This is a genomic window from Isoptericola sp. NPDC055063, assembly GCF_053608125.1.
The window spans coordinates 147,035-170,736 of the sequence record NZ_JBSGUW010000002.1 but is presented as its reverse complement, the minus strand read 5'-3'; the positions used below and the strand labels follow the sequence as shown (position 1 = coordinate 170,736).

Annotated in this window: 14 protein-coding genes; 5 read left to right on the top strand and 9 right to left on the bottom strand. The window is 71.6% G+C overall.

The genetic code is table 11. The annotated features are described in order from the left end of the window. The first annotated feature begins 5 nt into the window (after positions 1–5). From ACWF41_RS02745 to ACWF41_RS02730, 4 genes are read left to right on the top strand one after another with little or no spacing between them, the layout of a single operon-like run. On the top strand, positions 6–1,001 hold the full coding sequence (locus tag ACWF41_RS02745; protein WP_380325259.1) for an ABC transporter permease: 996 nt from the start codon (positions 6–8) through the stop codon (positions 999–1,001). Further along, positions 998–1,915 (top strand): ABC transporter permease, encoded by a 918-nt coding sequence (locus ACWF41_RS02740; protein WP_380325262.1) that lies wholly within the window; start codon positions 998–1,000, stop codon positions 1,913–1,915. Before ACWF41_RS02745 ends, ACWF41_RS02740 begins: the two co-directional genes overlap by 4 nt. Next, entirely contained in the window at positions 1,915–3,849 is a 1,935-nt protein-coding gene (locus ACWF41_RS02735; RefSeq protein ID WP_380325265.1) for an ABC transporter ATP-binding protein, read from the top strand. Before ACWF41_RS02740 ends, ACWF41_RS02735 begins: the two co-directional genes overlap by 1 nt. Next, positions 3,846–5,306 (top strand): sulfatase family protein, encoded by a 1,461-nt coding sequence (locus tag ACWF41_RS02730; RefSeq protein WP_380325268.1) that lies wholly within the window; start codon positions 3,846–3,848, stop codon positions 5,304–5,306. Before ACWF41_RS02735 ends, ACWF41_RS02730 begins: the two co-directional genes overlap by 4 nt. Here the strand turns inward: ACWF41_RS02730 and ACWF41_RS02725 are convergent. From ACWF41_RS02725 to ACWF41_RS02685, 9 genes are all read right to left on the bottom strand, one after another. After that, positions 5,303–6,037: a VIT1/CCC1 transporter family protein gene (locus ACWF41_RS02725; RefSeq protein ID WP_380325271.1), complete on the bottom strand. Its 735-nt coding sequence runs from the start codon at positions 6,035–6,037 to the stop codon at positions 5,303–5,305. The two genes, ACWF41_RS02730 and ACWF41_RS02725, sit on opposite strands and share 4 nt — an antisense overlap. A 61-nt stretch (positions 6,038–6,098) precedes the next feature. Next, a complete protein-coding gene (locus tag ACWF41_RS02720) occupies positions 6,099–7,361 on the bottom strand; it encodes an MFS transporter (protein WP_380325274.1) in 1,263 nt (420 codons plus the stop codon). Then, on the bottom strand, positions 7,358–7,957 hold the full coding sequence (locus tag ACWF41_RS02715; RefSeq protein ID WP_452181959.1) for an ArsR/SmtB family transcription factor: 600 nt from the start codon (positions 7,955–7,957) through the stop codon (positions 7,358–7,360). The genes ACWF41_RS02720 and ACWF41_RS02715 overlap by 4 nt, the downstream gene beginning before the upstream one ends. 58 nt (positions 7,958–8,015) lie before the next feature. Then, positions 8,016–8,933, bottom strand: coding sequence for a cation diffusion facilitator family transporter (locus ACWF41_RS02710; protein WP_380325280.1), 918 nt, complete (start codon positions 8,931–8,933; stop codon positions 8,016–8,018). Next, complete coding sequence (locus ACWF41_RS02705; protein ID WP_380325283.1) at positions 8,930–9,295, bottom strand: ArsR/SmtB family transcription factor; 366 nt, start codon at positions 9,293–9,295, stop codon at positions 8,930–8,932. The genes ACWF41_RS02710 and ACWF41_RS02705 overlap by 4 nt, the downstream gene beginning before the upstream one ends. Positions 9,296–9,437: 142 nt before the next feature. Then, positions 9,438–10,946 (bottom strand): alpha-amylase, encoded by a 1,509-nt coding sequence (locus ACWF41_RS02700; RefSeq protein ID WP_380346987.1) that lies wholly within the window; start codon positions 10,944–10,946, stop codon positions 9,438–9,440. A 239-nt stretch (positions 10,947–11,185) separates the two neighbouring features. Next, positions 11,186–12,934, bottom strand: coding sequence for a carbohydrate-binding module family 20 domain-containing protein (locus ACWF41_RS02695; RefSeq protein ID WP_380323788.1), 1,749 nt, complete (start codon positions 12,932–12,934; stop codon positions 11,186–11,188). Between the two features lie 290 nt (positions 12,935–13,224). Further along, the gene (locus tag ACWF41_RS02690; RefSeq protein WP_380323785.1) at positions 13,225–14,271 is read right to left on the bottom strand and encodes a hypothetical protein; all 1,047 of its coding nucleotides are present in this window, start codon (positions 14,269–14,271) and stop codon (positions 13,225–13,227) included. Positions 14,272–14,348: 77 nt separating this feature from the next. Further along, on the bottom strand, positions 14,349–16,346 hold the full coding sequence (locus ACWF41_RS02685; protein WP_380323782.1) for an alpha-amylase family glycosyl hydrolase: 1,998 nt from the start codon (positions 16,344–16,346) through the stop codon (positions 14,349–14,351). A gap of 537 nt (positions 16,347–16,883) precedes the next feature. Here ACWF41_RS02685 and ACWF41_RS02680 point away from each other — a divergent pair. Then, positions 16,884–23,681 carry a DUF7927 domain-containing protein gene (locus ACWF41_RS02680; RefSeq protein WP_380346989.1) on the top strand — a complete coding sequence of 2,266 codons (6,798 nt, stop codon included), beginning with the start codon at positions 16,884–16,886 and terminating at the stop codon, positions 23,679–23,681. The last annotated feature ends 21 nt before the right edge of the window (positions 23,682–23,702 follow it).

Genomic DNA, 23,702 nt, shown 5'->3' with positions numbered 1-23,702 from the left:
GCACCATGACCTACTTCGCGCGGCGCATCGGATTCTTCGTCCTGACCCTGTGGGGCGCCGTCACCCTCAACTTCCTCATCCCGCGCTTGTCCGCGGGAGACCCCGCCCAGGCGATGCTCGAGCAGGTCGCCGTCAAGGACGGCTACGTCGACCCCGCCCAGCTCGAGGCCGTCCGGGCCATGCTGGGCGTGCCCGACGCCTCCCTGTGGGCGCAGTACGTGGACTACCTGAAGAACCTGGCCGCCGGGAACTTCGGGGTGTCGTACACCTACTTCCCGTACACGGTCACCGACGTCATCGGCGACGCCCTCCCGTGGACGATCGTGCTGCTCGGCACCACGCTGATCCTGTCGTTCGTCATCGGGACGCTGCTCGGCGCCTGGGTGGCCTGGCGCCGCAACTCCGGGTTCGACGCCGTGATCACGGTCGGGTCCAGCTTCCTCGGCACCCTGCCGTTCTTCTGGCTGGCGCTGCTGCTCATCTACGTCTTCGCGATCACGCTGGGCTGGCTGCCGCCGTCGGGCGGGTACTCCGGAGCCGTCGAGCCGGGCCCGTCGCCCGAGTTCTTCGCGGACGCCTGGCAGCACTTCCTGCTGCCCGCCGCCGCCATCATGATCACCGGCCCGATCGGCTGGATGCTCGGGATGCGCAACAACATGGTCGCCTCCCTCGGTGAGGACTTCACGCGGTTCGGCCGCGCCAAGGGCCTGTCCGCGCGCGTCCTCGCGCTCAACTACGGCGCCCGCGTGGCGATCCTGCCGAACATCACGGGCTTCGCGCTCGCGCTCGGCGGCCTCGTCGGCGGCACCGCGCTCGTCGAGCAGGTCTTCAACTACCCCGGCATGGGCCGGCTGCTGCTCGAGGCCGTGGGCAACAAGGACTACCCGCTCATGCAGACGATCTTCCTGTTCTCCACGGTCGGCGTGCTGGTCGCGAACCTCGCCGCCGACCTGCTCTACGGCGTCCTCGACCCGCGGGCCCGACGGAAGGAGGCGGCATGACCGCCGCGACGATCGACCGGCCCGCGGCGTCCGCGCCGGCCGCGGGGCGCCGCCGGAGCCGCGCGCTCCGCACGCCCCAGTGGTTCGACATCCTGTGGCGCAACAAGAAGGCCCGCTTCGGCATGGTCCTGCTGGCCGCGTTCCTCCTCATGGCGCTGTTCGCGCCGTGGCTGGCGCCGTACGACCCGCACCAGAACGGGTTCCCCCCAGGGCTGCCGCCGTCGTCCGAGCACTGGCTGGGCACCACCGGCCGCGGGTTCGACGTCGCCTCGCAGGCGATCTGGGGCGCGCGGACGTCGCTGCTGGTCGGCCTCGTCGCCGGGTCGATCTCCACGGCGATCGCCCTCGCGATCGGCATGACCGCCGGCTACCTCGGCGGGCTCACCGACGAGGTGCTGTCCTTCCTCACCAACCTGGTCCTCGTGGTCCCGACGCTGCCGCTCATGGTGGTCCTCGCGGCCTACATGCCCGGCGGGGGCGGCGTCTGGATGGTCGTCGTCGTCATCGGGATCACCGGGTGGGCCGGCGCCGCGCGCAACAAGCGCGCGCAGATCCTCACCCTGCGCAACCGCGAGTACATCCAGGGCGCGCGGCAGGCCGGCGACGGGATCTTCCACATCGTGTTCCGCGAGATCGCCCCCAACATGACGTCGCTCATCGTCGTCGGCTTCATCGGGGCCGTCGGCGGCGCGATCGGCGCCGAGGCGGGCCTCGCGTTCATCGGCATCGGCGACCCGGAGACGATCTCCTGGGGCACGATGCTCTACTGGGCGAACCAGGACGGCGCACTCCTGACCGGCGGGTTCGCCCGCCTGCTGGTGCCCGGCCTGCTGCTCGCCCTCCTGACCACGGCGCTGACCTTCATCAACTTCGGGGTCGACGCGCTGAGCAACCCGCACCTGAGGGAGCAGTGATGGCACTCGTCGAGGTGGAGCACCTCTCCGTCGACTACCGGTCCCGCGACCTGCCGCCGTCGCACGCCGTCCGGGACGTGTCGTTCGACATCGCCGAGGGCGAGTTCGTGGGCCTGCTCGGGGAGTCCGGGTGCGGCAAGTCGACGCTCGGCAACGCGATGCTACGGCTGCTGGACAAGCCCGCGCACCACGCCGGCGGCTCGGTCCGGTTCGACGGCGACGACCTGTTCGCGATGAGCGAGCGCGACGTGAACAAGCTGCGGTGGCGGGAGATCGCGACCGTCTTCCAGTCGTCGATGAACGCGCTCAACCCGGTGCTGCGCATCGAGAAGCAGTTCCACGACGCGATGGACGCGCACGGCTGGTCCACGGCCGTCGACGGCGACCGGCACGCCCGCATCCGCGAGGTGCTCGGCGACGTCGAGCTGGACGCCGACCGGGTGATGCGCTCGTACCCGCACGAGCTGTCCGGGGGGATGCGCCAGCGCGTAGTCCTCGCGCTCGCGCTCGTGCTGCGCCCGCGCTTCGTGCTGCTCGACGAGCCCACCACCGGGCTCGACGTGCTGGTGCAGCGGTCCATCGTGGAGCTGCTGCGCCGCATCCAGCGCGAGCAGGGGTTCACGGTGCTGTTCATCAGCCACGACCTGGGCACGGTGCTGGAGATCGCCGACCGCGTCATGGTGATGTACGCCGGCGAGATCGTGGAGAGCCGGCCGAGCGCCGAGCTCGCCGCGGACCCGCTGCACCCGTACTCGCACGGCCTGCTGGGGTCGTTCGACGACCCGCGTGCCGAGGAGGTCTCCGTGGCGTACATCGCGGGCCGTCCGCCGGCGCTCACCGAGCCGCCGCCCGGGTGCCCGTTCGCGCCCCGCTGCCCCTCGCGGATGGCGGCGTGCGACACCGTCGTGCCGACGCTCGAGCCGGCCGGTCCGGTGTCGGTGGAGCTCGGCACCCGCCGGGCGGCGGCCGCGTCGTCGGGAGCGTCGGGCGAGTCGCTGGTGCGCTGCCACCTGCACACCGAGGTGGGCCGCGCCGAGCGCGCCGCCGGGGCCGAGCTCGTCGCGCCCCGCTTCGCCGAGGTGACGGCGTGGGCGTCCGAGCGCGTGAGCGACCCCGACCGCGCGCCGCTCGTCGTCGTCGAGGACCTGGTCAAGACGTACGACCGCCGCCGCGGCCTGCGCAAGGAGACGGTCGAGGCCGTGAAGGGCGTGTCGTTCACCCTCGCGCCCGGCCAGGTGCGGGCGCTCGTGGGGCAGTCCGGCTCGGGCAAGTCCACGATCGCGAAGCTGCTGACCCGCAACGAGCGGGCCACGTCGGGCACGCTGCTGGTCGACGGCGTCGACCCGGGCACCCTGCGCCGGGGTGCCCTGCGCGAGTACCGGTCGCAGGTGCAGATGGTGTTCCAGGACCCGTTCGCCGCGCTCAACCCGACCAAGACCATCGGCTACAGCCTCGGCCGGCCGCTGCGGAACTACCTCGGCCTGACCGGCGACGCCCTGCACGAGCAGGTGCTGGCGCTGCTGGAGTCGGTGGGGCTCTCGCCCGCCGCCGCGTACGTGGACAAGCTGCCGCACCAGCTCTCGGGCGGGCAGCGGCAGCGCGTCGTGGTGGCGCGCGCGATGGCTCCGCGGCCGCGGCTGCTCATCGCCGACGAGCCGATCTCCATGCTGGACGTGTCCATCCGGGCGGAGATCCTCGAGCTGCTCGCGGACACCGTGCGGGAGCAGGACGTGGCGATGCTCTACATCACCCACGACCTGCTCAGCGCCCGGCTGCTGGCCGACGAGATCATGGTGATGCGCTCCGGCGAGATCGTCGAGCAGGGGCCCACGGTGCGGGTGGTGCGCGACGCGCAGCACGAGTACACGCGCGCGCTGCTCGACGCGATCCCCAACCCGGAGCGCGGCGGCGAGCCGGCGGTGGTCGCCCCGTGACCGGAACGGTGAGGCGGCCGAACATCGTCCTCGTCCTCACCGACGACCACGCGGCGCACGCGATCGGGGCGTACGGGTCGGTGGTGAACACGACGCCGCACATCGACGCGATCGCGGAGCGCGGGGTGCGTCTCGACCGGTGCTACGTGACGAACTCGCTGTGCACGCCGTCGCGGGCGTCGATCCTCACGGGCACGTACTCGCACGTCAACGGTGTGACGACGCTGTCGACGCCGATCGATGCGAGCCAGCCGACGTTCGTCTCGCAGCTGCGCGAGGCGGGTTACCGCACGGCCGTCGTCGGCAAGTGGCACATGGGCCACGGCGCCGGGCACGACCCCGAGGGCTTCGACTACTGGGACGTGCTGCTGGACCAGGGCGAGTACCACGACCCCACGTTCCGGTCGGCCGTGGGCGAGCGCACCGTGCCGGGGTACGCGACGGACGTCATCACGGACCTGGCCCTCGGCTGGCTGGAGTCGCTGGAGGGCGACGACCCGTGGTGCGTGCTGATCTGGCACAAGGCGCCGCACCGGTCGTGGGAGCCGGACGAGGCGCACGCGGACCTGTACTCCGACCCGATCCCGGTGCCGGCGACGTTCACGGACGACTACGCGACGCGCACGTCGTCGGCCCGGCGGGCGGCGATGCGGGTGGCGGACCACCTCACGTCGACGGACCTCAAGGTGGACCCGCCGGCCGGGCTGTCCTACGACGAGCTGGCGCTGTGGAAGTACCAGCGGTACATGGAGGACTACCTGCGCTGCGTGGCGTCGGTGGACGACAACGTGGGCCGGGTGACCGACTGGCTCCGCGAGCGCGGCGAGGAGGACGACACCCTGGTGCTGTACTCCTCCGACCAGGGGTTCTTCCTCGGCGACCACGGGTGGTTCGACAAGCGGTTCATGTACGAGGAGTCGATCCGCATGCCCTTCGTGCTGTCCTACCCGCGGCTCGTGCCCGCCGGGCAGGTGCACGACGGCATCGTCACGAACGTGGACTGGGCGCGCACCGTGCTCGACGCCGCCGGTGTCGACCCGCACCCGCGGATGCAGGGCCGGTCGTTCTGGCCGGACCTGGTGGGCGGGGCCTCCGGGGGAGCGGAGCCGCCCGCCGACGGCTTCTACTACCGCTACTGGGAGCACCACGACGGCGTCCACCACGCGCCCGCGCACTACGGCTACCGGGACCGGCGGTACAAGCTCGTCTACTACTACAACGACGGGATGGGGCTGCCGGGCGCGGGGTGGCCGACGTTCCCCGGGGAGTGGGAGCTCTTCGACCTGCACGACGACCCGGACGAGCTGCGGAACGTCGCCGACGACCCCGCGTACGCCGAGGTCCGGGCGCGGCTGGAGGTCGCGCTGTGGAGGGCGCAGGCCGCCGTCGGGGACGAACCGCACCCCGGCCAGCCGGTGCCCGCGGGGGTGGTGGGCGCCCCGTCGTCGGGCACCTAGACGGCGCCGGTCGTCCCCAGCAGGGAGCCCAGGGCGAAGGTGACGCCGAGCGCCAGTGCACCGCCGATCACCACGCGGGCCACGGAGCGGGTGCGCGACGAGCCGCCGATCCAGGCGGCGAGGGCGCCGGCGGCGCCGAGGGCGGCCAGCACGACGACGAACGTCGCGCCTATCTTCCACGGCTCGGGGATGAGCAGCACCGCGAGCATCGGCAGGATGCCGCCGGTGAGGAACGCGAGCAGCGACGCCCACGCGGCGTGCCAGGGGCTGACGACGTCGTCCGGGTCGATGTTGAGCTCGGCGGACAGGTGCGCGCCGAGGGCGTCGTGGCGGGTGAGCTCGGTGGCGACCTGCCGTGCCGTGCCCTCGCTCAGGCCGCGCTCGCGGTAGAGGCCGACGAGCTCGTCGAACTCCTCCTCGGGCATGGTGGCGAGCTCGTGCTTCTCCTTGGCGATGAGGGCCTTCTCGCTGTCGGACTGGCTGGACACCGACACGTACTCGCCGAGCGCCATCGAGATCGCGCCACCGACGAGGGCGGCCAGCCCGGCCGTGAGCACGGCGGCGCGCTCCGGGGTCGCGGCCGCGACGCCCACGACGACCGCGGCGACGGACACGATGCCGTCGTTGGCGCCGAGGACGCCGGCGCGCAGCCAGTTGAGGCGCTGCGCGAGGCCGCCGACGTGCGGCTCGTCGGCGTGGCCTGTCGGGGTGGTCTCGGCGCGGGCGGACATGTGCCCAGCACAGCACCGCCGGTCACGGGGCGCCACGGGGACGGGCGCCCCGTGGCACGTCTCACGGGCGCTTCCCGAGCGACATCTCGCGGAACAGCGGGTTGCGCAGCGGGACCATCATGAGCACGGTCATCGCGGCGCCGAAGACGGCGAACGGCACCCACAGGGTGGTGGCCGACGCGAGCGCCCCGAAGGCCGCCATCGCCAGGGGCATGAAGACGTCGTCGCCCAGGCGGGTGATCGACGCCATCCGCCCCAGGTACGACGGGTCGACGGTGCCGGCGAACGTGGCGCCGAGCAGGGTGGAGGCGTACCCGGCCGTGAGGCCGACGACGAGGCACGCGGCCCCGGCGACGCCGACCGGCCCGGTGCCGAGGGCCACGATCGCCAGGCCCTGCACGGCCAGCGCCGCGAACCCGGCGCGGGCCTCGCGCCGCGGCCGCCAGCGGGCGACGGACAGAGCCCCGAGCGCGGCGCCCAGCCCGATGCACGCCTCCAGGATGCCGACGGCGCGGGCGCCCCAGCCGGCGTCGTGGGCCCGCAGGGCGATCCCGATGCCGACGGCGGGCCCGACGGCGAGGTTGAGGCCCGAGAGCGCGATCACGAGGGTGCGGGTGGTGGGCACGTCGCGCAGGTGGGCGAAGCCGCGACGGATCCCGCGGAACGCGGACTCCTTGTCGGCGCGGGGCAGGGCGAACCGCGGGCGCAGCCAGATCGCGACGAACGCGACGACGACGGCGAACGTGACCGCGTTCGCGCTCGCGCTGCCGAGGAGCCCCGACCGGGCGACGAGGAAGCCGCCCACCGCGGAGCCGCCCATCGTGGCGAGCCGGGACGCCGTCTGGGCGACGGCCGTGTACGAGGGGAGGTCCTCGGTCCGCACCAGCTGGCGCGCGATCGTGCTGGCCGACGGTTCGTAGAACGCGTCGCAGACGCCGAACGCGACGGCGGCGAGGGTGAGCAGGAGCACCGTCGGCGGCGAGGACAGCACCCACAGCGCGGCCCCGACCAGCACGGCCACCCGCAGCACGTTGCAGACGATCATGACGCGCCGCGCGTCGACCCGGTCGGCGAGGACGCCGCCGAAGAGCAGCACCACGGCGCGGGGCGCGGTCCCGGCGGCCACGACCAGCCCGGCGACGGCGGGGCTGGCCACCTGCACGGCGGTCCAGGCCAGGGCGATGGACCAGATCGCGTCGCCGGCGTCGGACAGCGCCTTGACGCCGATCCACGCGTGCACGGCGCGGTCGCGGCGGAACGTCGGCGGCTCGCGCAGCAGCACGGGCTGCGGGGCGCTGGTGGTCCCGCTCGTGGTCCCGGTCATGGCACCGTGGGGAAGCCGTGGGCGAAGACGAAGACCGGCATGCGCTCGGGGCTCGTCCTGGGCTCGCCGTCGCCGTCGCTGTCGGGGGCGAGGCCGGCCTGCCAGGCGGCGAACGTCTCGCGCATCGCGGCGGAGAGGGCCGCCAGCTCGTCCGGGGTGGCCCAGGCGACGGTGTCGATGCTGAACGCGGCGCGCGACCACTCCGGCAGCGGCGTGGTGCGGCGGTGCCAGGCGCGCAGCCGGCCGACGTGCGTCTCGACGTTCGCCCGCTCGGCCTCCCGGGCGAGCAGCGCGTCGGCGGGGGAGTCGGAGAAGTCGTCGGCCGACCAGCTCAGGCCCTGCCGTGACGCGCGCCACCAGCTGGTGCGGCGGTCTCCCGTGCGGTCGGGGGCCTGCTCGACGACGCCGGCCCGCTTCAGCATCCGCAGGTGGTGGCTGACGCTGCCCACCTGCTGCCCGAGCTCGCGCGCCAGCGTGGTCACCTGGGTGGTGCCGTGCAGGCTCAGATAGTCGTAGATGCGCCGCCTCGCCGGGTGGTGCACGGCGGTGATCGCCTCGATCTCTTCCATGCCGACGACGCTAGGCGCGCGCCGCAAGGAGTACAAGACTTCTTGTATATCGCGGAATCATGCGGTTTTCGAGGGCGTGGGTGGCTCAGGCGTGCGTGGGGTGCTCGTGGTCCGGGTGGGTGTCCGGCTCCACCTGGAAGGTGGAGTGCTCGACGGCGACGTCGAAGTGGGTGGCCACGCACTCCTGCAGCTCGTCGAGGATGCGGCCCGCGTGCCCGTCGGTGAAGCAGCCGGAGTCCACGACGACGTGCGCGGACAGGATCGGCAGGCCGGTGGCGATGAGGGAGGCGTGCACGTCGTGCACGTCGCGCACGTGCTCGACGCGCAGCAGGTGCGCGCGCACCTCCTCGAGGTCCAGCCCCGGCGGCGTGGACTCCAGGAGCACCGACCCGGCGGCCCGGGCCAGCCGCACCGCCCGGGGCAGGATGAGCGCCCCGATCAGCAGGGCCGCGACGGAGTCGGCCCGCTGCCAGCCGGTGGTGGCGATGACGATCGCGGCCACGATGACGCCCACGGACCCCAGCGCGTCGTTGACGACCTCGAGGAACGCCGCCCGGAGGTTGAGGTTCGCGTCCCGGCGCCCGGCGAGCACCGCCATCGACGCGAGGTTGCCCACCAGCCCGATGACGCCGAAGACGACGAGCTGCGTGGACGGGATCTCCGGCGGGTGCGCGAGCCGCAGCACCGCCTCGACCAGCACGTACACGCCGACCACGAGCAGCACCGCCGCCTGCGCCAGCGCCGCCAGCACCTCGGCCCGCCGGTACCCCCACGTGCGCTGCGGCGACGGCGGCCGCAGCGACAGGTGGGCCGCGAACAGGGCGAGGGCCAGGCCGCAGGCGTCGGTGAGCATGTGGGCGGTGTCGACCAGCAGCGCGAGGCTGCCGGTGACCAGCGCGCCCACCGCCTGCGCCACGAGGATGAGGGCGGTGATGGCGAACGCGATCGCCAGCCGGCCGCGATGGTCGGCGGCGGCGTGCGCGTGGTCGTGGCCGTGGCTCACGCGGCGTCCTCCGCGCCGGTCGGACCGTGCGCCGTGGCGCACGTGCAGTCCGGGCCGCAGCAGTCCGGGTCGACGACGAGCGTGAGGCGCAGCAGGTCGCCGAGCGCGTGCGCGAGGTGCGGGTCGGACAGCCGGTACTCGGTACGGCGCCCGTCCGGGCGGCCCACGACCAGGCCGCAGCCGCGCAGGCACGCGAGCTGGTTGGACATCACCTGCTTGGAGACGCCGAGCGTCGCCGCCAGGTCGGTCGGGTAGGCGGGCGCGTCGCGCAGGGCGAGCAGGATGCGCGTGCGCGTGCCGTCCGACAGCGCGTGCCCCAGCCGCGCCAGCGCCGCGGTGTGCGTGAGCGTCACGGTCTCCATGGCCGCGACGGTACATGGCCTCGTGTACTCACGCCAGGGCGTCCCGCGTCCGGACGCAGGAGCGGGGGCCACCTCCGTGAGGTGGCCCCCGCTCGTCACCGTGGAGAACGGCCCGGTCGGTCCCGATCAGGCCGCGGCGCGGTTACTTCGCGCCGGCCGGCAGCAGCGCGACGATGCCGTGGGCGGGGACGGTGGCCGTGAAGGCGCCGTCGGCGCCGACGGTGTACGTCGCGGCCGAGTCGTCGCCGGCGGCGACGTTCGTGTACTCGCCCGCGGGCAGCGAGGTCGTGTAGGTCTGCTCGGCCTCACCGTCGCCGTTGTTGAGGGCGACGAAGCCGGCGTCGCCGCGGCCGAAGGCGATCTGGTTGCCGCCGTCGTCCCACCAGTCGGTGAGCTCGGTGCCGTCGACGGCGTGGTGGAACGCCACCATCCCGGCGATGGCGGGGTCGCGCTGGATGCAGCTCCAGGCGTCGCTGCCGCAGTCGGCGTCGTCCACGCCGGTGGCGGTGGCGCCGGGCGCACCGGCGTCCTTGTCGCCGAACGTGTAGCCGGTGTAGAGGGAGGGCGACCCGTACGGGAACGCGAGCATGAACGCCGACGCGAGGGTGTAGGCGTCGCCGTCCTTGTACGTCAGGGTCTCGCCGTTGCGCTCGGTGTCGTGGTTGGTGACGAAGACGCCGGCCTCGTCGGACGGGAGCTTGCCGTCGGCGATGCCCTGCAGGCTCGCGAGCTGGCCACCGAACGCGCCCTTGAGCTGGCGGGCGTAGTTGAACTCGTGCACGTCGCCGTTGCCGACGTACTCCGCGGGCTGGACAGGCTCGCCACCGGCGCCGATGACCTCCTGGACCCAGTAGATGTCCGGGTTGCTCAGCTTCGCCTTGATGGCGGCGAGATCCTCGGCCGGCATGTGCTTCGCGGCGTCGATGCGGAAGCCCTGCACGCCCAGGTCGATCAGGTCGTTCAGGTAGCCCGCGATCTTGTCCTGCACGTCCGGGGAGCCGGTGCGCAGGTCCTGCAGCGACACGAGACGGCAGTTCTGCACCTCCTGCTTGTCGCCGTAGTTCGCGATGTTCTTGCGGCAGTCGTTGAAGTCGCCCGGGCCGTAGGGCACGCCGGGGAAGTCGTCGACGGCGAACGACGTGCCCGCCACCCCGGTCCCGGCGCCCTGATCAGCCCCGGTGGTGTGGTTGATGACGGCGTCCGCGACGACGCCGACGCCGGCCTCGCCGCAGGCGTCGACCATCGCCTTGAACTCCTCGCGGGTGCCGAGCTTGGACTCGATCTTGTAGCTGACCGGCTGGTACGACGTCCACCACTCGGTGCCCTGGATGTGCTCCATCGGCGGCGACACCTGGACTGCGTCGATCCCGGCCGGACCGATCGTGCTGGTGCACTCCTCGGCGACGGACGTCCACGTCCACTGGAACATGTTGAGGATGACGTCGCCGTGCGCGACGCCGTCGGCCGCTGCGGCCGGCTCGGCCGCGACGGGCTCTGCCGCGGCAGGCTCGGCCGGTGACGGCTCGGAGCTCGCGGAGGTCGCGGTCGTGACCAGCCCTGCGGCGGCGAGGCCCGCCGCCGCCGTGGCGGCGACCACGCGCCCGACCTTGCGGCCTCGGGTGCGGTGGGTCGTTGCTTCTGCGTGCTTCATTGCTTGCTGTCTCCTTCGTGTTCGAGCGGGTCCCGAGGGGCCCGCCGTCACCCCGGCTGCGATGCCGGGGCGTCGTGCACTGCGGAAAACCGCACCGACGACGTCAGGTCTGACGACATCGTCGACTCGAGCAAGGTTTCAGAGAATTGCTGCAACTGTCCAGTCCGCCATGTCGGAGGGACGTGATCGGCCGACGGGGCCCCGCACCCGCCGGTGGTGCGGGGCCGCGTCGGCGATGGTCACTGTCGCCAGGTGTCCGCCAGCGTGACCGTCCCGTCGGACGCCACCGTCGCGGTGCGGTTGGCGCCGCTCTCCCAGACGACGGTCCCGTGGTCGTCCCGCTTGACGTACTTGTACTCGAAGGACGTTCCGGCAGGGAGATCGAGGGTCGCGCTCCACACCGGGTACGTCGCCGAGGACAGGGGCACCCCGTTCGCCGGTGCCCAGGAGCCCAGCGCGGGGAGGTTGCCCACGACGTAGACCGCCTGGCCCCACGACGTGCTGGCGGTCACCGCGAACGACGCTTCGCCCTGGCCGTCGGGAGGATCGACGGGACCGGGGTCGCCGCCGCCTCCGTCGGTCCTCGCGCCGACGTGCAGGGCGAGCGCGCCGTACGCAGGCACCGTCGCGGTGAAGGTGCCCGCCGCGGAGACGGTGTAGGTCCTGCTGCAGTCCTTGGCGGCGACGACGTCGCAGTACGTACCGGCGGGGAGCGAGGTCTGGTAGGTGCGGGTGACGGCGCCGCCCGTGTTGTTGATCGTGACGTAGCCCTTGTCGCCACGCCCGTAGGCGATGTGGTTGCCGCCGTCGTCCCACCAGTTCGTCACGGCCGTGCCGGCGACCGCGTTGTGGAAGCCGACCATGCCGGCGACCTCCGTCCACCGCTGGGTGCAGGTCCAGGCGGCGTTCGAGCAACTCGCGTCGGGGACTGAGGTGCCGGAGGCGCCCGGGGCGCCGGCGTCCTTGTCGTCCCACGTGTAGCCGGAGTAGACGCTGGGCGAGCCGTAGGGCCAGGAGAGCATGAACGCGTTCGCCAGGACGTACTTGGCGCCCCACTTGTAGTTCATGGTCTCGCCGTTGCGTTCGGTGTCGTGGTTGTCGACGAAGACCCCGGCGCGGTCGGACGGGAGCTTGTTGTCGCCGATCGAGCGCAGGTCCTTGATCTGTCCGTCGAACCTGGACTTGAGGTCGCGGGCGTAGAAGAACTCGTGGGAGTCCCCGGAGCCGAGGTACTCCGACGGCTGGATCGGTTCGCCGGAGGCGCCGATGACCTCCTGGACCCAGTAGATGTTCGGGTTGCTGAGCCTGGCCTTGATGGCGGCGAGGTCGTTCGCCGGGATGTGCTTCGCGGCGTCGATGCGGAAGCCGGACACGCCCATGCCGATGAGGTCGTTCAGGTAGTCCGCGATCTTGCCCCGCACGTAGTCGGAGCCGGTGCGCAGGTCCTGCAGCGAGACGAGGCGACAGTTCTGCACGTTGCCGCGGTCGCCGTAGTTGGAGATGTTGGACCGGCAGTCGTTGAAGTCGGCGTACCCGAAGGGCACGCCCGGGAAGCTGTCGACCGAGTAGCCGGTGCCTCCGGTGCCCGTGCCCGAGCCGGTGTCGGCACCGGACATGTGGTTGATGACGGCGTCCGCGATGACGCCGACGCCGGCCTCCTTGCAGGTGCTCACCATGCGCTGGAACTCGGCGCGGCTACCGAGCTTGGACTCGATCTTGTAGCTCACCGGCTGGTAGGAGGTCCACCACGCGGTGCCCTGGATGTGCTCCTGCGGCGGGGAGACCTGGACGTAGCCGAACCCTGCGGGGCCGATGGTGCTGGTGCACTCGTCGGCGACCGAGTCCCAGGTCCACTGGAACAGGTTGAGGATGACGTCGCCCCGCCCGTTCGGGGAGTCGACGACGGGCGTCGGCGTCCCCGGGGAGGCGGCGGCGGGGGCCGCCGCAGGGACGAGGGCCGCGACGGCCGTCCCCAGGGCGACGGCCAAGGACGCCGCCGCTGCACCGAGCCGTCGCGGCCAGGTTCGGCTGGGTGGTGGCGAGGGATCGGCCGGGGTCGAGGACCAACAGTCGCTGTCGTGGGTGCGCGTCATTGCTTCTCCTTCGAAGTGCGGTACGCCGCCGACCTCGCACGGTGGGCGGCGTGCCGCTGACGATGCACGCCCGCGGGCTGCGGGCGTACGGCACTGCTGTCTTCACACACCCCGGCAGCCGGGCCGTGACGGCCGGCCGGTGCTGCCGGAGAACCAGGTGACGGCCTCGCGGCCGGCAGGTCGCGCTACTCGTGCCCGATGCGCGCGAGGGGGACGGAGAACGCGTCGGCGTCCTCCTTCTCCGCGGACGTGGAGGTGTCGGCGGAGTACGGCTCGGTGGCGTGGTCGAGCACGACCGGGTCCTGCGGCAACGACCCGATGGCCGACTCGCCGAACGTGGCGGTCAGCAGGACGCCGATGCCGTCGGTCGTGAGGGCGTCGGACGTCGTCCCGAGGGCCTTCAGCGGGATCTTCATCTCGTACGTGGTGTCCTGCGCGGCGTCGTGCCCCGCCGCGGCGAGGTCCTCGTAGAGGTCCTCGTCGAGCAGGTCCTCCGGGGCGTAGCCGGAGCCCCCGTTGTCGTCGATCCCGAGGACGCCCTCGGTCACGAGCCCGTCGGCGTGCTCGAGCTCGATGCCCGCCTTCGCGAACCCGAGCACGTTCTCCTCCTCGTAGTCGAAGGAGCCGGAGGCGTTGGGGAGGAAGAGCGACGGCTTGCCGACCCCCGGCTTGGCGGAGAACATCACCAGGCGGTCCACGCCCTGGGTCGGGGCGTAGGTGCTCTTGATGCCCCACACGCCCTTCTTCGTGCCGTCGACCAGGCCGTCGGCGGCGACCTCCGGGTCGACGTCCAGGGCGACCGACATCGGGATGTCGCCCGCGTACGGCTTGCCGTTGTCGCTGACCGGGTAGGTCTGGCCGGGGTCGACGACGTCGGTGACGTTCGTGATCTGCCACATCAGGTAGAGGTTCGCGTCGTCCCATGCCGCCGACAGCGAGTACAGGTCGTAGACGGGTCCCTCGTGGCTGCCGCGGAAGATGCGCGGGTCGTCGTTCGCCACGCCCTGGGCGACCACGGCCTGGGGCGACCACTCGGAGGCGTCGCCGTCGACCACGATGTCGGCGGCCTCGCCGACCTGGTCGCCGGGGTTGGTGACGTAGTACGGGCCCTGCTCGGCGGCCGGCGGGGGAGCGGCGTCGTCCAGGGGCGTCGCCGTGGCCGGGGCGGAGGCCACGAGACAGGTGGCTCCGAGGCAGCAGGCCGCGACGGGGACTGCCTTGAGGGTGCGCATGACGGACGGGTCCTTCCGGACGGAGGTGTGGACAGGGTGGGAGCGGGCTGCTGGAGGGATGAGCCGAGCGACCCGAGCTACCGGAGGTACGGGCCGTCGGCGCCGACCTTGCCGGGCGCGGGGTTGCCGGGCAGGTCGAGGACGTACGCGCGCAGGTTGCCCTTGCCCGGTGCGGCGATCGTGAGGGTGCCGTCGGTGACGGTCGTGGTGTCCCCGGAGACGGCGTCGGTGTACGTCCCGTCCGGGATGCCGGAGAAGGACGCCTTGCCGGACACGGTGACGAGCACGAAGCTGTCCGTCGCGCCGGAGGTGAAGCGCCGCTTGTACGCCATCGAGCCGTCGACCCCGTCGGTGGAGTACTGGCCGGACTGCAGCGCGGGGACGGCACGGCGGATCTGGTTGAGTCGCTGGACGTGCTTCACCAGCGGCTTGTCGAGCGTCGTGGCGACGGCGCCGGTCGCCTCGTCGACGACACCGAACTCGGACGCCTTCACCGTGCCGGCGAGGTGGTCGCCGAAGTACGCCCGCCCGGTCGTGGCCAGGGGGCAGGTGGGGCCGCAGTCGATCTTCTCGCCCTTCTGGAACTCGATCTCCGACCCGTAGAACAGGGTGGGGATGCCGCGGAACGTCCACATCAGCGACATGTTCTCGGCCCATGCGTCGGTGCCACCGGTGTAGCGGGTGGACGACTTGTTGGGACCGTAGTCGTGGCTGTCGACGTACACGGCGTTGTAGGTGGCGTCGTTGACGGAGTCGTCGGAGTCCTTGCCGTTCTGGAACGCGTTGACGGCGTCGGAGAAGTTCATGTGCATGCGCATGTCGATGATGTTCATGCCGGAGAACTTGGTGCGGTCGGGGGCGTGGTAGGCGTTGCCGTCGAGGAACGCGTTGTCGCTCGTGGGCTGGTTCGACGGACCCTGGGCCTGCTCGTACTCGTACATCTCGGCGGCGGCCTCGGTGTCGTCGGCGCTGTACTCCTTGCGCTCCTTCCAGGTGAAGAACTGCGCCGAGTGGTTCACCGAGCCGCGGTTCCACTTGTCGTTGACGAACGCCGCGACCTCGCCGAAGACGTAGAAGTCGTCCGCCTTCTCCGTGCCGTACTTCTCCACGAGCTTGTCGTGGATGGCGGGCAGGAACCGGCGGTTCCAGGTCGTGCGGGGGATGTGGACGGCGGTGTCGATACGGAAACCGTCGACGCCCATGTCGATGTACGTGTTGTAGGCGTCGATCAGGTACTCCTGGACCTTCGCGTTCTCGGTGTCGAAGTCGGCGAGGTCCTCGTGGATCCAGCAGCTGCGCGCGTCCTCGCCCTCCCAGTTGCCGATCCAGCACTGGTGGTAGAGGTCCGAGGGGAACATGCCCGAGGTGGGGTTCGGCCACTGGCACTGGTAGATCTTCTTGCCGTCGGCGCCGGTGCCTGCGGGCGCACCCCAGTTCTTGCAGGTGTTGTCCGCGGGCTCCGTGGTGGACCACCGGTCGCCGTTGTACGGGTTGCCGTTCGCGTCCTCGTCCAGCGGGTCGTACTCCTTGCCCGCGACCGGGTCGTCGTAGTAGTCGCCCCAGTCCTTGTCCTGCACGCCGTACGCCGTCGGGGTGAACAGGCCCTTGGCGCCCCACCGCGAGCTGTGGTTGTAGACCACGTCCTGGTAGATCTTGATGCCCTTGGCGTGGGCGCGGTCGATGAGCTGCTGGTAGGAGACCCCGTCGGACTCGAGCCGAGGGTCGATCCGGTAGAAGTCGTAGCCGTGATAGCCGTGGTAGTCGTAGTCGGACCGGTTCATCACCACGGGCGTGATCCAGATCGCCGAGAAGCCGAGCCCCTTGATGTAGTCCAGCTTCTCCGCCAGGCCCTGGAAGTCTCCCCGGAACATCGGGTCGTCGCCGGCGGCGTTGCCCGACTTCTCGTGCTGGTTCCCCCCGCGGTTGTTGGACGGGTCGCCGTCGTTGAACCGGGCGGTCATCGCGAAGTAGATCGAGTCCTGGCGCGGGTCGCCGCCGAGCATCGTCGCCGGCTCGGCCTCGGCCGTGGCCTGCGTGGCGCCCGGGGGCGTCGGTGCGGGGACGGCGGTCCCCACGGAGGGCACCAGGCCCAGGAGCAGGACCCCGACGAGCGGGGCGAGGAGGAGCCGACGGGCCCCGCGTCGCGGACGGGTGGCGTGGTTCCAGACCTGGGCTACCGATCGGCGTCGCCGGGTGACTGCGGGGTGGGACATGAGCTTCCTCTCGTCGTCGGGAGAAGCGCAGTGCACCGTCGGCACACCACCTGCAAGCAACGTTGCTGCAATTTGCTGACGCGTTTCGGGCGACCCTACGGGCGTCGAGCGCCCGGGTCAACAGCCCGTCTCAAGTGGCGGGAAACGGCGTGGTTCCGCGGGTTTCTCGGTCGACGCCGTGCACCGGAGGCCCTGACGAGCGGGCTCGGGAAGGGCCCGAAACGGCGTTGACGAGGGCTTTTGGGCGTCGGTTGCCTCTGCGCATCGTGGCGGGGCGTGTTACGGATGGGAACGGCCGTGTTCACGATCTGTAGAGGGGCAGACATGCGATTCCCGGAGCGGGCACGACCGAGGCAAGCTCGTCGGCGGCGCGTCGCCGCGACCGTGAGCCTGGCCCTCGTGGCCTCCCCCGTGGCGGCCGTGGGTGGCGTCGCGGCCGCCTCGCCCGCCCAGGCGTCGCCGGCGGCCGCAGCCGCAGGACCCGCGCAGGCGGCGGGACCGCTGGCGGCGGCGCCGGGCAACCCCGGAGTCCCGTCCGACCCGACGGAGGTCTTCCTCGAGACGTTCGAGAACGGCGCGGTCGGGACCGCGGAGGGGCTCGAGGAATATCCCGGGACGGACGGCGTGACCTACACCGCCGAGTACCCGTGGCTGGAGCAGACCGACTGCAACGGCACGATCCTGAGCTACTCGGTGGCGGAGTCGCCGTGCCCCAACGGGTCGACCCAGGCGTATCCACGGGACAACACGCGCCGGCTCGCCGACGTGCTCGGTCAGGTCCAGGCCGGGGTGCCCGGGGGTACGGACGACAACCCCGCGAACGGTTCGGACGCGACCACGCAGGCCAACCGCGCGCTCACGGCGTTCACGAACACGATCAACCCGCCCGCGAACTCGGTCGCGCTGCGGTCGCAGAGCGCCGGGGACGTCGGCACCCTGCCGCAGAACCGGTTCCTCACGTTCTCCGTGGACGTCGCCGAGCTGTCCTGCACGTTCCAGGGCGGGAACAACGTCTCGCGGCTGAACTTCTTCCTCACCTATGACGGGGTGGAGCACCCCACGCAGGACGCCCCGATCAGCGCGTGCACCGACCCGAGCGCGGGGTCGTACACGTCGCCGACCCTGCCGGACAGCGGGGGCTGGGGCACCGGCGGGCTGTTCGTCCGGGCGGGCACCTTCATCGCGAACGGGTCCCAGCTCGTCCCCGCCGGCACGGACCTCGGGATCGTGATGCGCAACGCCACGGGGACGGGCGTGGGGAACGACTTCGCGTTCGACAACATCCGCCTGCTCGACGTGACGCCGCAGCTCGACAAGTCGTTCGCGCCGGCCTCGGTCCCGGTCGGCGGGACGTCGACCCTCACGCTCACCGTGACCAACACGTCCGAGCTCGGCCCGAAGGACGGATGGGCCTTCACGGACACGCTGCCGGACGGCTTGGTCCTCGCGGACCCGACCAACACCGGCGGGACCTGCGACGCGACCACCGTCGCCAGCCCCGGGGGCAGCACCATCGCGGTGACGGACGGGTCCCTGGCCGAGGGCGAGGAGTCGTGCACGATCACCGTCGACGTCACGTCGGACACGCCGACCGGCGCCGACCCGTCCCCGAAGACGTACGCCAACTGCGCGGAGAACATCTCCGACCAGGTCGGCATCCTCGATCCCGACTGCGCCGAGGTGGAGTTCTTCAGCACCCCGGAGCTGGACATCGAGAAGTCCTCCGACGCCGACGCCGACACGCGCGTCGGGGACACCGTCACCTACACCGTCAGCGCCACCAACAACGGCAACGGGGACTACACCGCGGACGACCCCGCCGTCGTCATGGACGACCTGAGCGGCGTGCTCGACGACGCCACGTACAACGACGACGCGACGTCCGACGTCGGCGACGACCCGACGTTCGACGACCCGATGCTGCGATGGTCCGGTCCGCTCCCCGTGGGCGACACCGTCACGCTGACGTACACCGTCACCCTCACCGCCGGCGGCGACCGCCAGGTGCGCAACGTCGCCTGGGAGCCCGAGAACCCGGACGACCCGCAGCCGCCGGCCTGCGACCCGCCGACCGACGACGGCGTCGACCCCGACACGGGCGAACCGTGCGCGCCGGCGGAGTTCGAGCTGCCGGCCCTCGCCGTCACGAAGTCCGTGGACACCACCGAGCTCCCGACCACCGGCGGCGTGGTCACGTACACGGTCGAGGTGGAGAACGTCAGCGGCGTCGACTACACGGACACCGCGCCCGCGTCCGTCACGGACGACCTGAGCGACGTGCTGGACGACGCCACGTACAACGACGACGCCGTCGCCGACCCGGACGTCGGCACGCTGTCGTACGAGGAACCGGAGCTCACCTGGTCCGGCCCGCTCGCCGCCGGCGAGACGGTGACGCTGACGTACTCCGTGACCTTCACGGGCGAGGGCGGCGACGCCCATCTCGTGAACCAGGCGTGCGTCCCCGAGGATCAGGCCGCGGACCAGGCCGAGGCCTGCTCCGGCACGTCCGTCCCCGCCGCGCACCTCACGTCGTGGAAGGAGGTCTCGGCCGACCCCGCGCCCGCCGCGGCCGGCTCGGTGCTGACGTACACCCTGCACTTCGCCAACGACGGCACCGCCCCCGCCGACGTCGACCAGGTCGACGACCTCACGCACGTGCTCGACGACGCCGACGTGACCAGCGAGCCCGAGGCCTCCAGCGACGACCTCACCGCCGCACGCGACGGCGCGCAGATCGCGATCACCGGGTCCGTACCCGCCGGCGACGAGGTGACCGTCACCTACCAGGTCACGATCAGGGACGACGGCGACCGGGGCGACAACGTCGCCGCCAACTTCCTGCTCGACCCCGGCCAGGACCCGCCGCCGGACCCGGACTGCGACCCGGCCGACCCCGACCTGCCCGACTGCACCGTGACGCCCATCCCGGAGCTGGTGGACTCGAAGTCCGTGGACCCGGAGTCGGGGACCGCTGTGGCGGCCGGTGACACGGTCACGTACACGCTGACCTTCGAGAACACCGGGACCGCGCCTGCCACCGTGGATCGGGTCGACGACTTGTCCGGGGTGCTGGACGACGCGGAGCTCGTGGCGGGCTCGATCGTGGTGGAGCCGGACGGTGGGCTCGATGCCGCGCTGGACGGAGTGCAGCTGACGATCACCGGATCCGTGCCGGCTGGTGGCACCGTCACGGTGACGTATCAGGTGACGGTGCTGCCCGACGGTGAGCGGGGCGACAACAGCCTGGGGAACTTCCTCCTGGATCCGGGTGAGGATCCGCCGGAGGAGTGCGCGGACGACAACCCGGACTGCACGGTCAACCCGGTGCCCGAGCTCGTTGACAGCAAGTCGGTCGACCCGGAGTCCGGGACCGCCGTCGCGGCCGGTGACACTGTCACTTACACGCTCACGTTCGAGAACACCGGGCAGGCTCCCGCGACGGTGGACCGTGTCGACGACCTGACGGGTGTGCTGGACGATGCCTCGTTCGTCGATGGTTCACTGGTGGTCGATCCCGGCGATGCGGGCGTCGCTGCGGCGTTCGACGCCGACGCCTCGCAGATCGCGATCACCGGATCCGTGCCCGCGGGGGCGACCGTGACCGTCACGTATCAGGTCACCGTGCTGCCGGACGGCGAGCGGGGCGACAACAGCCTGGGCAACTTCCTGCTCGACCCGAGTCAGGACCCGCCGGACGAGTGCGCGGACGACAACCCGGACTGCACGGTTAACCCCGTGCCGGAGCTGGTGGACTCGAAGTCCGTCGACCCGGGGTCCGGCACGGTGGTGGCCGCCGGTGACACGGTCACCTACACGCTGACGTTCGAAAACACCGGGACGGCCCCGGCCACGGTGGACCGGGTCGACGACCTGTCGGGGGTGCTGGACGACGCGTCGTTCGTGGACGGGTCCCTGGCGGTCGATCCGGATGACGCAGGGGTCGATGCGGCGTTCGACGCGGACGCCTCGCAGATCGCGATCACCGGAACCGTGCCTGCTGGAGCCACCGTCACAGTCACGTACCAGGTGACGGTGCTGCCCGACGGCGATCGAGGTGACAACAGCCTGGGCAACTTCCTCCTGGACCCGGGTCAGGATCCGCCGGACGAGTGCACGGACGACAACCCGGACTGCACGATCAACCCCGTGCCGGAGCTCGTGGACTCGAAGTCCGTCGATCCGGAGTCCGGTACCGCGGTCGCGGCTGGCGACACCGTCACCTACACGCTGACGTTCCAGAACACGGGCGCAGCTCCCGCCTCGGTAGACCGGGTCGACGACCTGTCCGGGGTGCTGGACGACGCGGAGTTCGTGGCGGACTCGATCGTGGTGGACCCGGATGGCGCGCTTGACGCTGTGTTGGACGGCGACCAGCTGGCGATCACTGGCTCCGTGCCGGCCGGTGCCACCGTCACAGTCACGTACCAGATGACGGTGCTGCCGGACGGTGAGCGGGGCGACAACAGCCTGGGGAACTTTCTCCTCGATCCGGGTGAGGATCCGCCGGACGAGTGCGCGGACGACAACCCGGACTGCACGGTCAACCCTGTGCCCGAGCTCGTCGACAGCAAGTCGGTCGACCCGGATTCCGGCACAGCCGTCGCCGCCGGTGACACGGTCACCTACACCCTGACCTTCGAGAACACCGGCACCGCTCCGGCCACGGTGGACCGGGTGGACGACCTGTCGGGGGTGCTGGACGACGCGGAGTTCGTGACCGGGTCGATCGTGGTGGACCCGGAGGGCGGCCTGGAGGCAAACCGCGACGGTGACCAGCTGTCGATCATGGGGTCGGTCCCGGCGGGATCGACCGTCACGGTCACGTACCAGGTGACGGTGCTCCCGGACGGTGAGCGGGGCGACAACAGCCTGGGGAACTTCCTCCTGGATCCGGGTGAGGATCCGCCGGACGAGTGCGCGGACGACAACCCGGACTGCACGGTGAACCCGGTGCCGGAGCTGGTGGACTCGAAGTCCGTGGACCCGGAGTCGGGGACCGCCGTCGCGGCGGGGGACACGGTCACCTACATGCTGACTTTCGAGAACACGGGGACGGCGCCGGCCACTGTGGACCGGGTCGACGACCTCACGGGAGTGCTCGACGACGCCGAGCTCGTCGAGGGTTCGCTCGCCGTCGATCCCGATGACGCGGGGGTCGATGCGGCGTTCGACGCCGACGCCTCACAGATCGCCGTCAGCGGCTCTGTCCCGGCGGGTTCGACGGTCACGGTCACCTACGAGGTGACGGTGCTCCCTGATGGCGAGCGCGGGGACAACAGCCTGGCGAACTTCCTGCTCGATCCCGGTCAGGATCCGCCGGAGGAGTGCGCCCCTGATGACCCCGACTGCACGGTCAATCCCGTGCCGGAGCTGGTCGATGGCAAGTCGGTGGACCCGGAGTCCGGGACGGCGGTCAGCGCGGGGCAGAGCCTGACGTACACGCTGACGTTCGAGAACACGGGGACCGCGCCGGCGACGGTGGACCGGGTCGATGACCTGTCCGGGGTGCTGGACGACGCGGAGTTCGTCGCGGACTCGATCGTCGTCGATCCCGACGGTGGTCTGGACACGACCCTCGAGGGCGACCAGCTGGCCATCTCGGGTTCGGTGCCTGCCGGATCGACCGTCACGGTCACCTATCAGGTCACGGTCCTGCCCGATGGCGAGCGCGGCGACAACAGCCTGGGCAACTTCCTGCTGGATCCGGGTGAGGATCCGCCGGAGGAGTGCACCGACGACAACCCGGACTGCACGGTCAACCCCGTGCCTGAGTTGGTGGACTCGAAGTCCGTCGACCCCGAGTCGGGGACCACCGTCGCGGCCGGCGACACCGTCACCTACACCCTGACCTTCCAGAACACGGGCGCGGCGCCGGCCACGGTGGACCGGGTGGACGACCTGTCGGGCGTGCTGGACGACGCGGAGTTCGTGACCGGGTCGATCGTGGTGGACCCGGATGGCGGTCTCGACGCGACTCTCGAGGGTGACCAGCTGGCCGTCAGCGGCTCGGTGCCGGCCGGCGAGACCGTCACGGTGACCTACCAGGTCACCGTGCTGCCGGACGGGGAGCGGGGGGACAACAGCCTGGGGAACTTCCTGCTCGACCCGGGTGAGGACCCGCCGGACGAGTGCACCGACGACAACCCGGACTGCACGGTCAACCCGGTGCCTGAGCTGGTGGACTCGAAGTCCGTCGATCCCGAGTCAGGGACCGCGGTCGTGGCCGGGGACACGGTCACGTACACGCTGACCTTCGAGAACACGGGTGCGGCGCCCGCGACGGTGGACAGGGTCGATGACCTGTCCGGCGTGCTAGACGATGCGTCGTTCGTCGACGACAGCCTGGCGGTCGACCCCGACGACGCGGGAGTGGACGCGGCGTTCGACGCCGACGCCTCGCAGATCGCGATCACCGGATCCGTGCCCGCGGGGGCGACCGTGACCGTCACGTATCAGGTCACCGTGCTGCCGGACGGCGAGCGGGGGGACAACACGCTCGGCAACTTCCTGCTCGACCCGGGTCAGGACCCGCCGGACGAGTGCACGGACGACAACCCGGACTGCACGATCAACCCCGTGCCCGAGCTCGTCGACAGCAAGTCCGTCGACCCGGAGTCCGGCACCGCCGTGGCCGCCGGCGACACCGTCACCTACACGCTGACCTTCCAGAACACCGGGACGGCCCCGGCCACGGTGGACCGGGTCGACGACCTGTCGGGCGTGCTGGACGATACGGAGTTCGTGGCGGACTCGATCGTCGTCGACCCGGACGACACCGTCGCGGCCTCCTTCAACGCCGACCGGATCGTCATCGTGGGAGAGGTCCCGGCTGCCGCCACCGTCACGGTGACCTACCAGGTCACCGTGCTGCCGGACGGGGAGCGGGGCGACAACAGCCTGGGCAACTTCCTGCTCGACCCGGGCCAGGACCCGCCGGAGACGTGCACGGACGACAACCCCGACTGCACGGTCAACCCGGCACCGCCCGGTGACGAGGTCACGCCCCCGCCCGCGCCGGACGAGCAGCCGCCGGGGCCAGCGCCGGCCGAGCCCCAGGGGCCGTCGTTGCCGCGGACGGGCGCGGACCTCCTGCCGTTCGTGCTGCTCTCGCTCCTCCTCACCGGAGCGGGTCTGGTGATCTACCGGCGCACCAGGCCATCGGCTCGGGACGGTCGCAGCGGGCAGACGTCGTAGCGGACAGACGTCGCCGCCGGC

Excerpts from the sequence above, each read along its gene's own strand:
- ACWF41_RS02745 (WP_380325259.1), top strand. The coding sequence starts at position 6 with ATGACCTACTTCGCGCGGCGCATCGGATTCTTCGTCCTGACCCTGTGG.
- ACWF41_RS02740 (WP_380325262.1), top strand. The coding sequence starts at position 998 with ATGACCGCCGCGACGATCGACCGGCCCGCGGCGTCCGCGCCGGCCGCG.
- ACWF41_RS02735 (WP_380325265.1), top strand. The coding sequence starts at position 1,915 with ATGGCACTCGTCGAGGTGGAGCACCTCTCCGTCGACTACCGGTCCCGC.
- ACWF41_RS02725 (WP_380325271.1), bottom strand. The coding sequence starts at position 6,037 with ATGTCCGCCCGCGCCGAGACCACCCCGACAGGCCACGCCGACGAGCCG.
- ACWF41_RS02720 (WP_380325274.1), bottom strand. The coding sequence starts at position 7,361 with ATGACCGGGACCACGAGCGGGACCACCAGCGCCCCGCAGCCCGTGCTG.
- ACWF41_RS02705 (WP_380325283.1), bottom strand. The coding sequence starts at position 9,295 with ATGGAGACCGTGACGCTCACGCACACCGCGGCGCTGGCGCGGCTGGGG.
- ACWF41_RS02700 (WP_380346987.1), bottom strand. The coding sequence starts at position 10,946 with ATGAAGCACGCAGAAGCAACGACCCACCGCACCCGAGGCCGCAAGGTC.
- ACWF41_RS02690 (WP_380323785.1), bottom strand. The coding sequence starts at position 14,271 with ATGCGCACCCTCAAGGCAGTCCCCGTCGCGGCCTGCTGCCTCGGAGCC.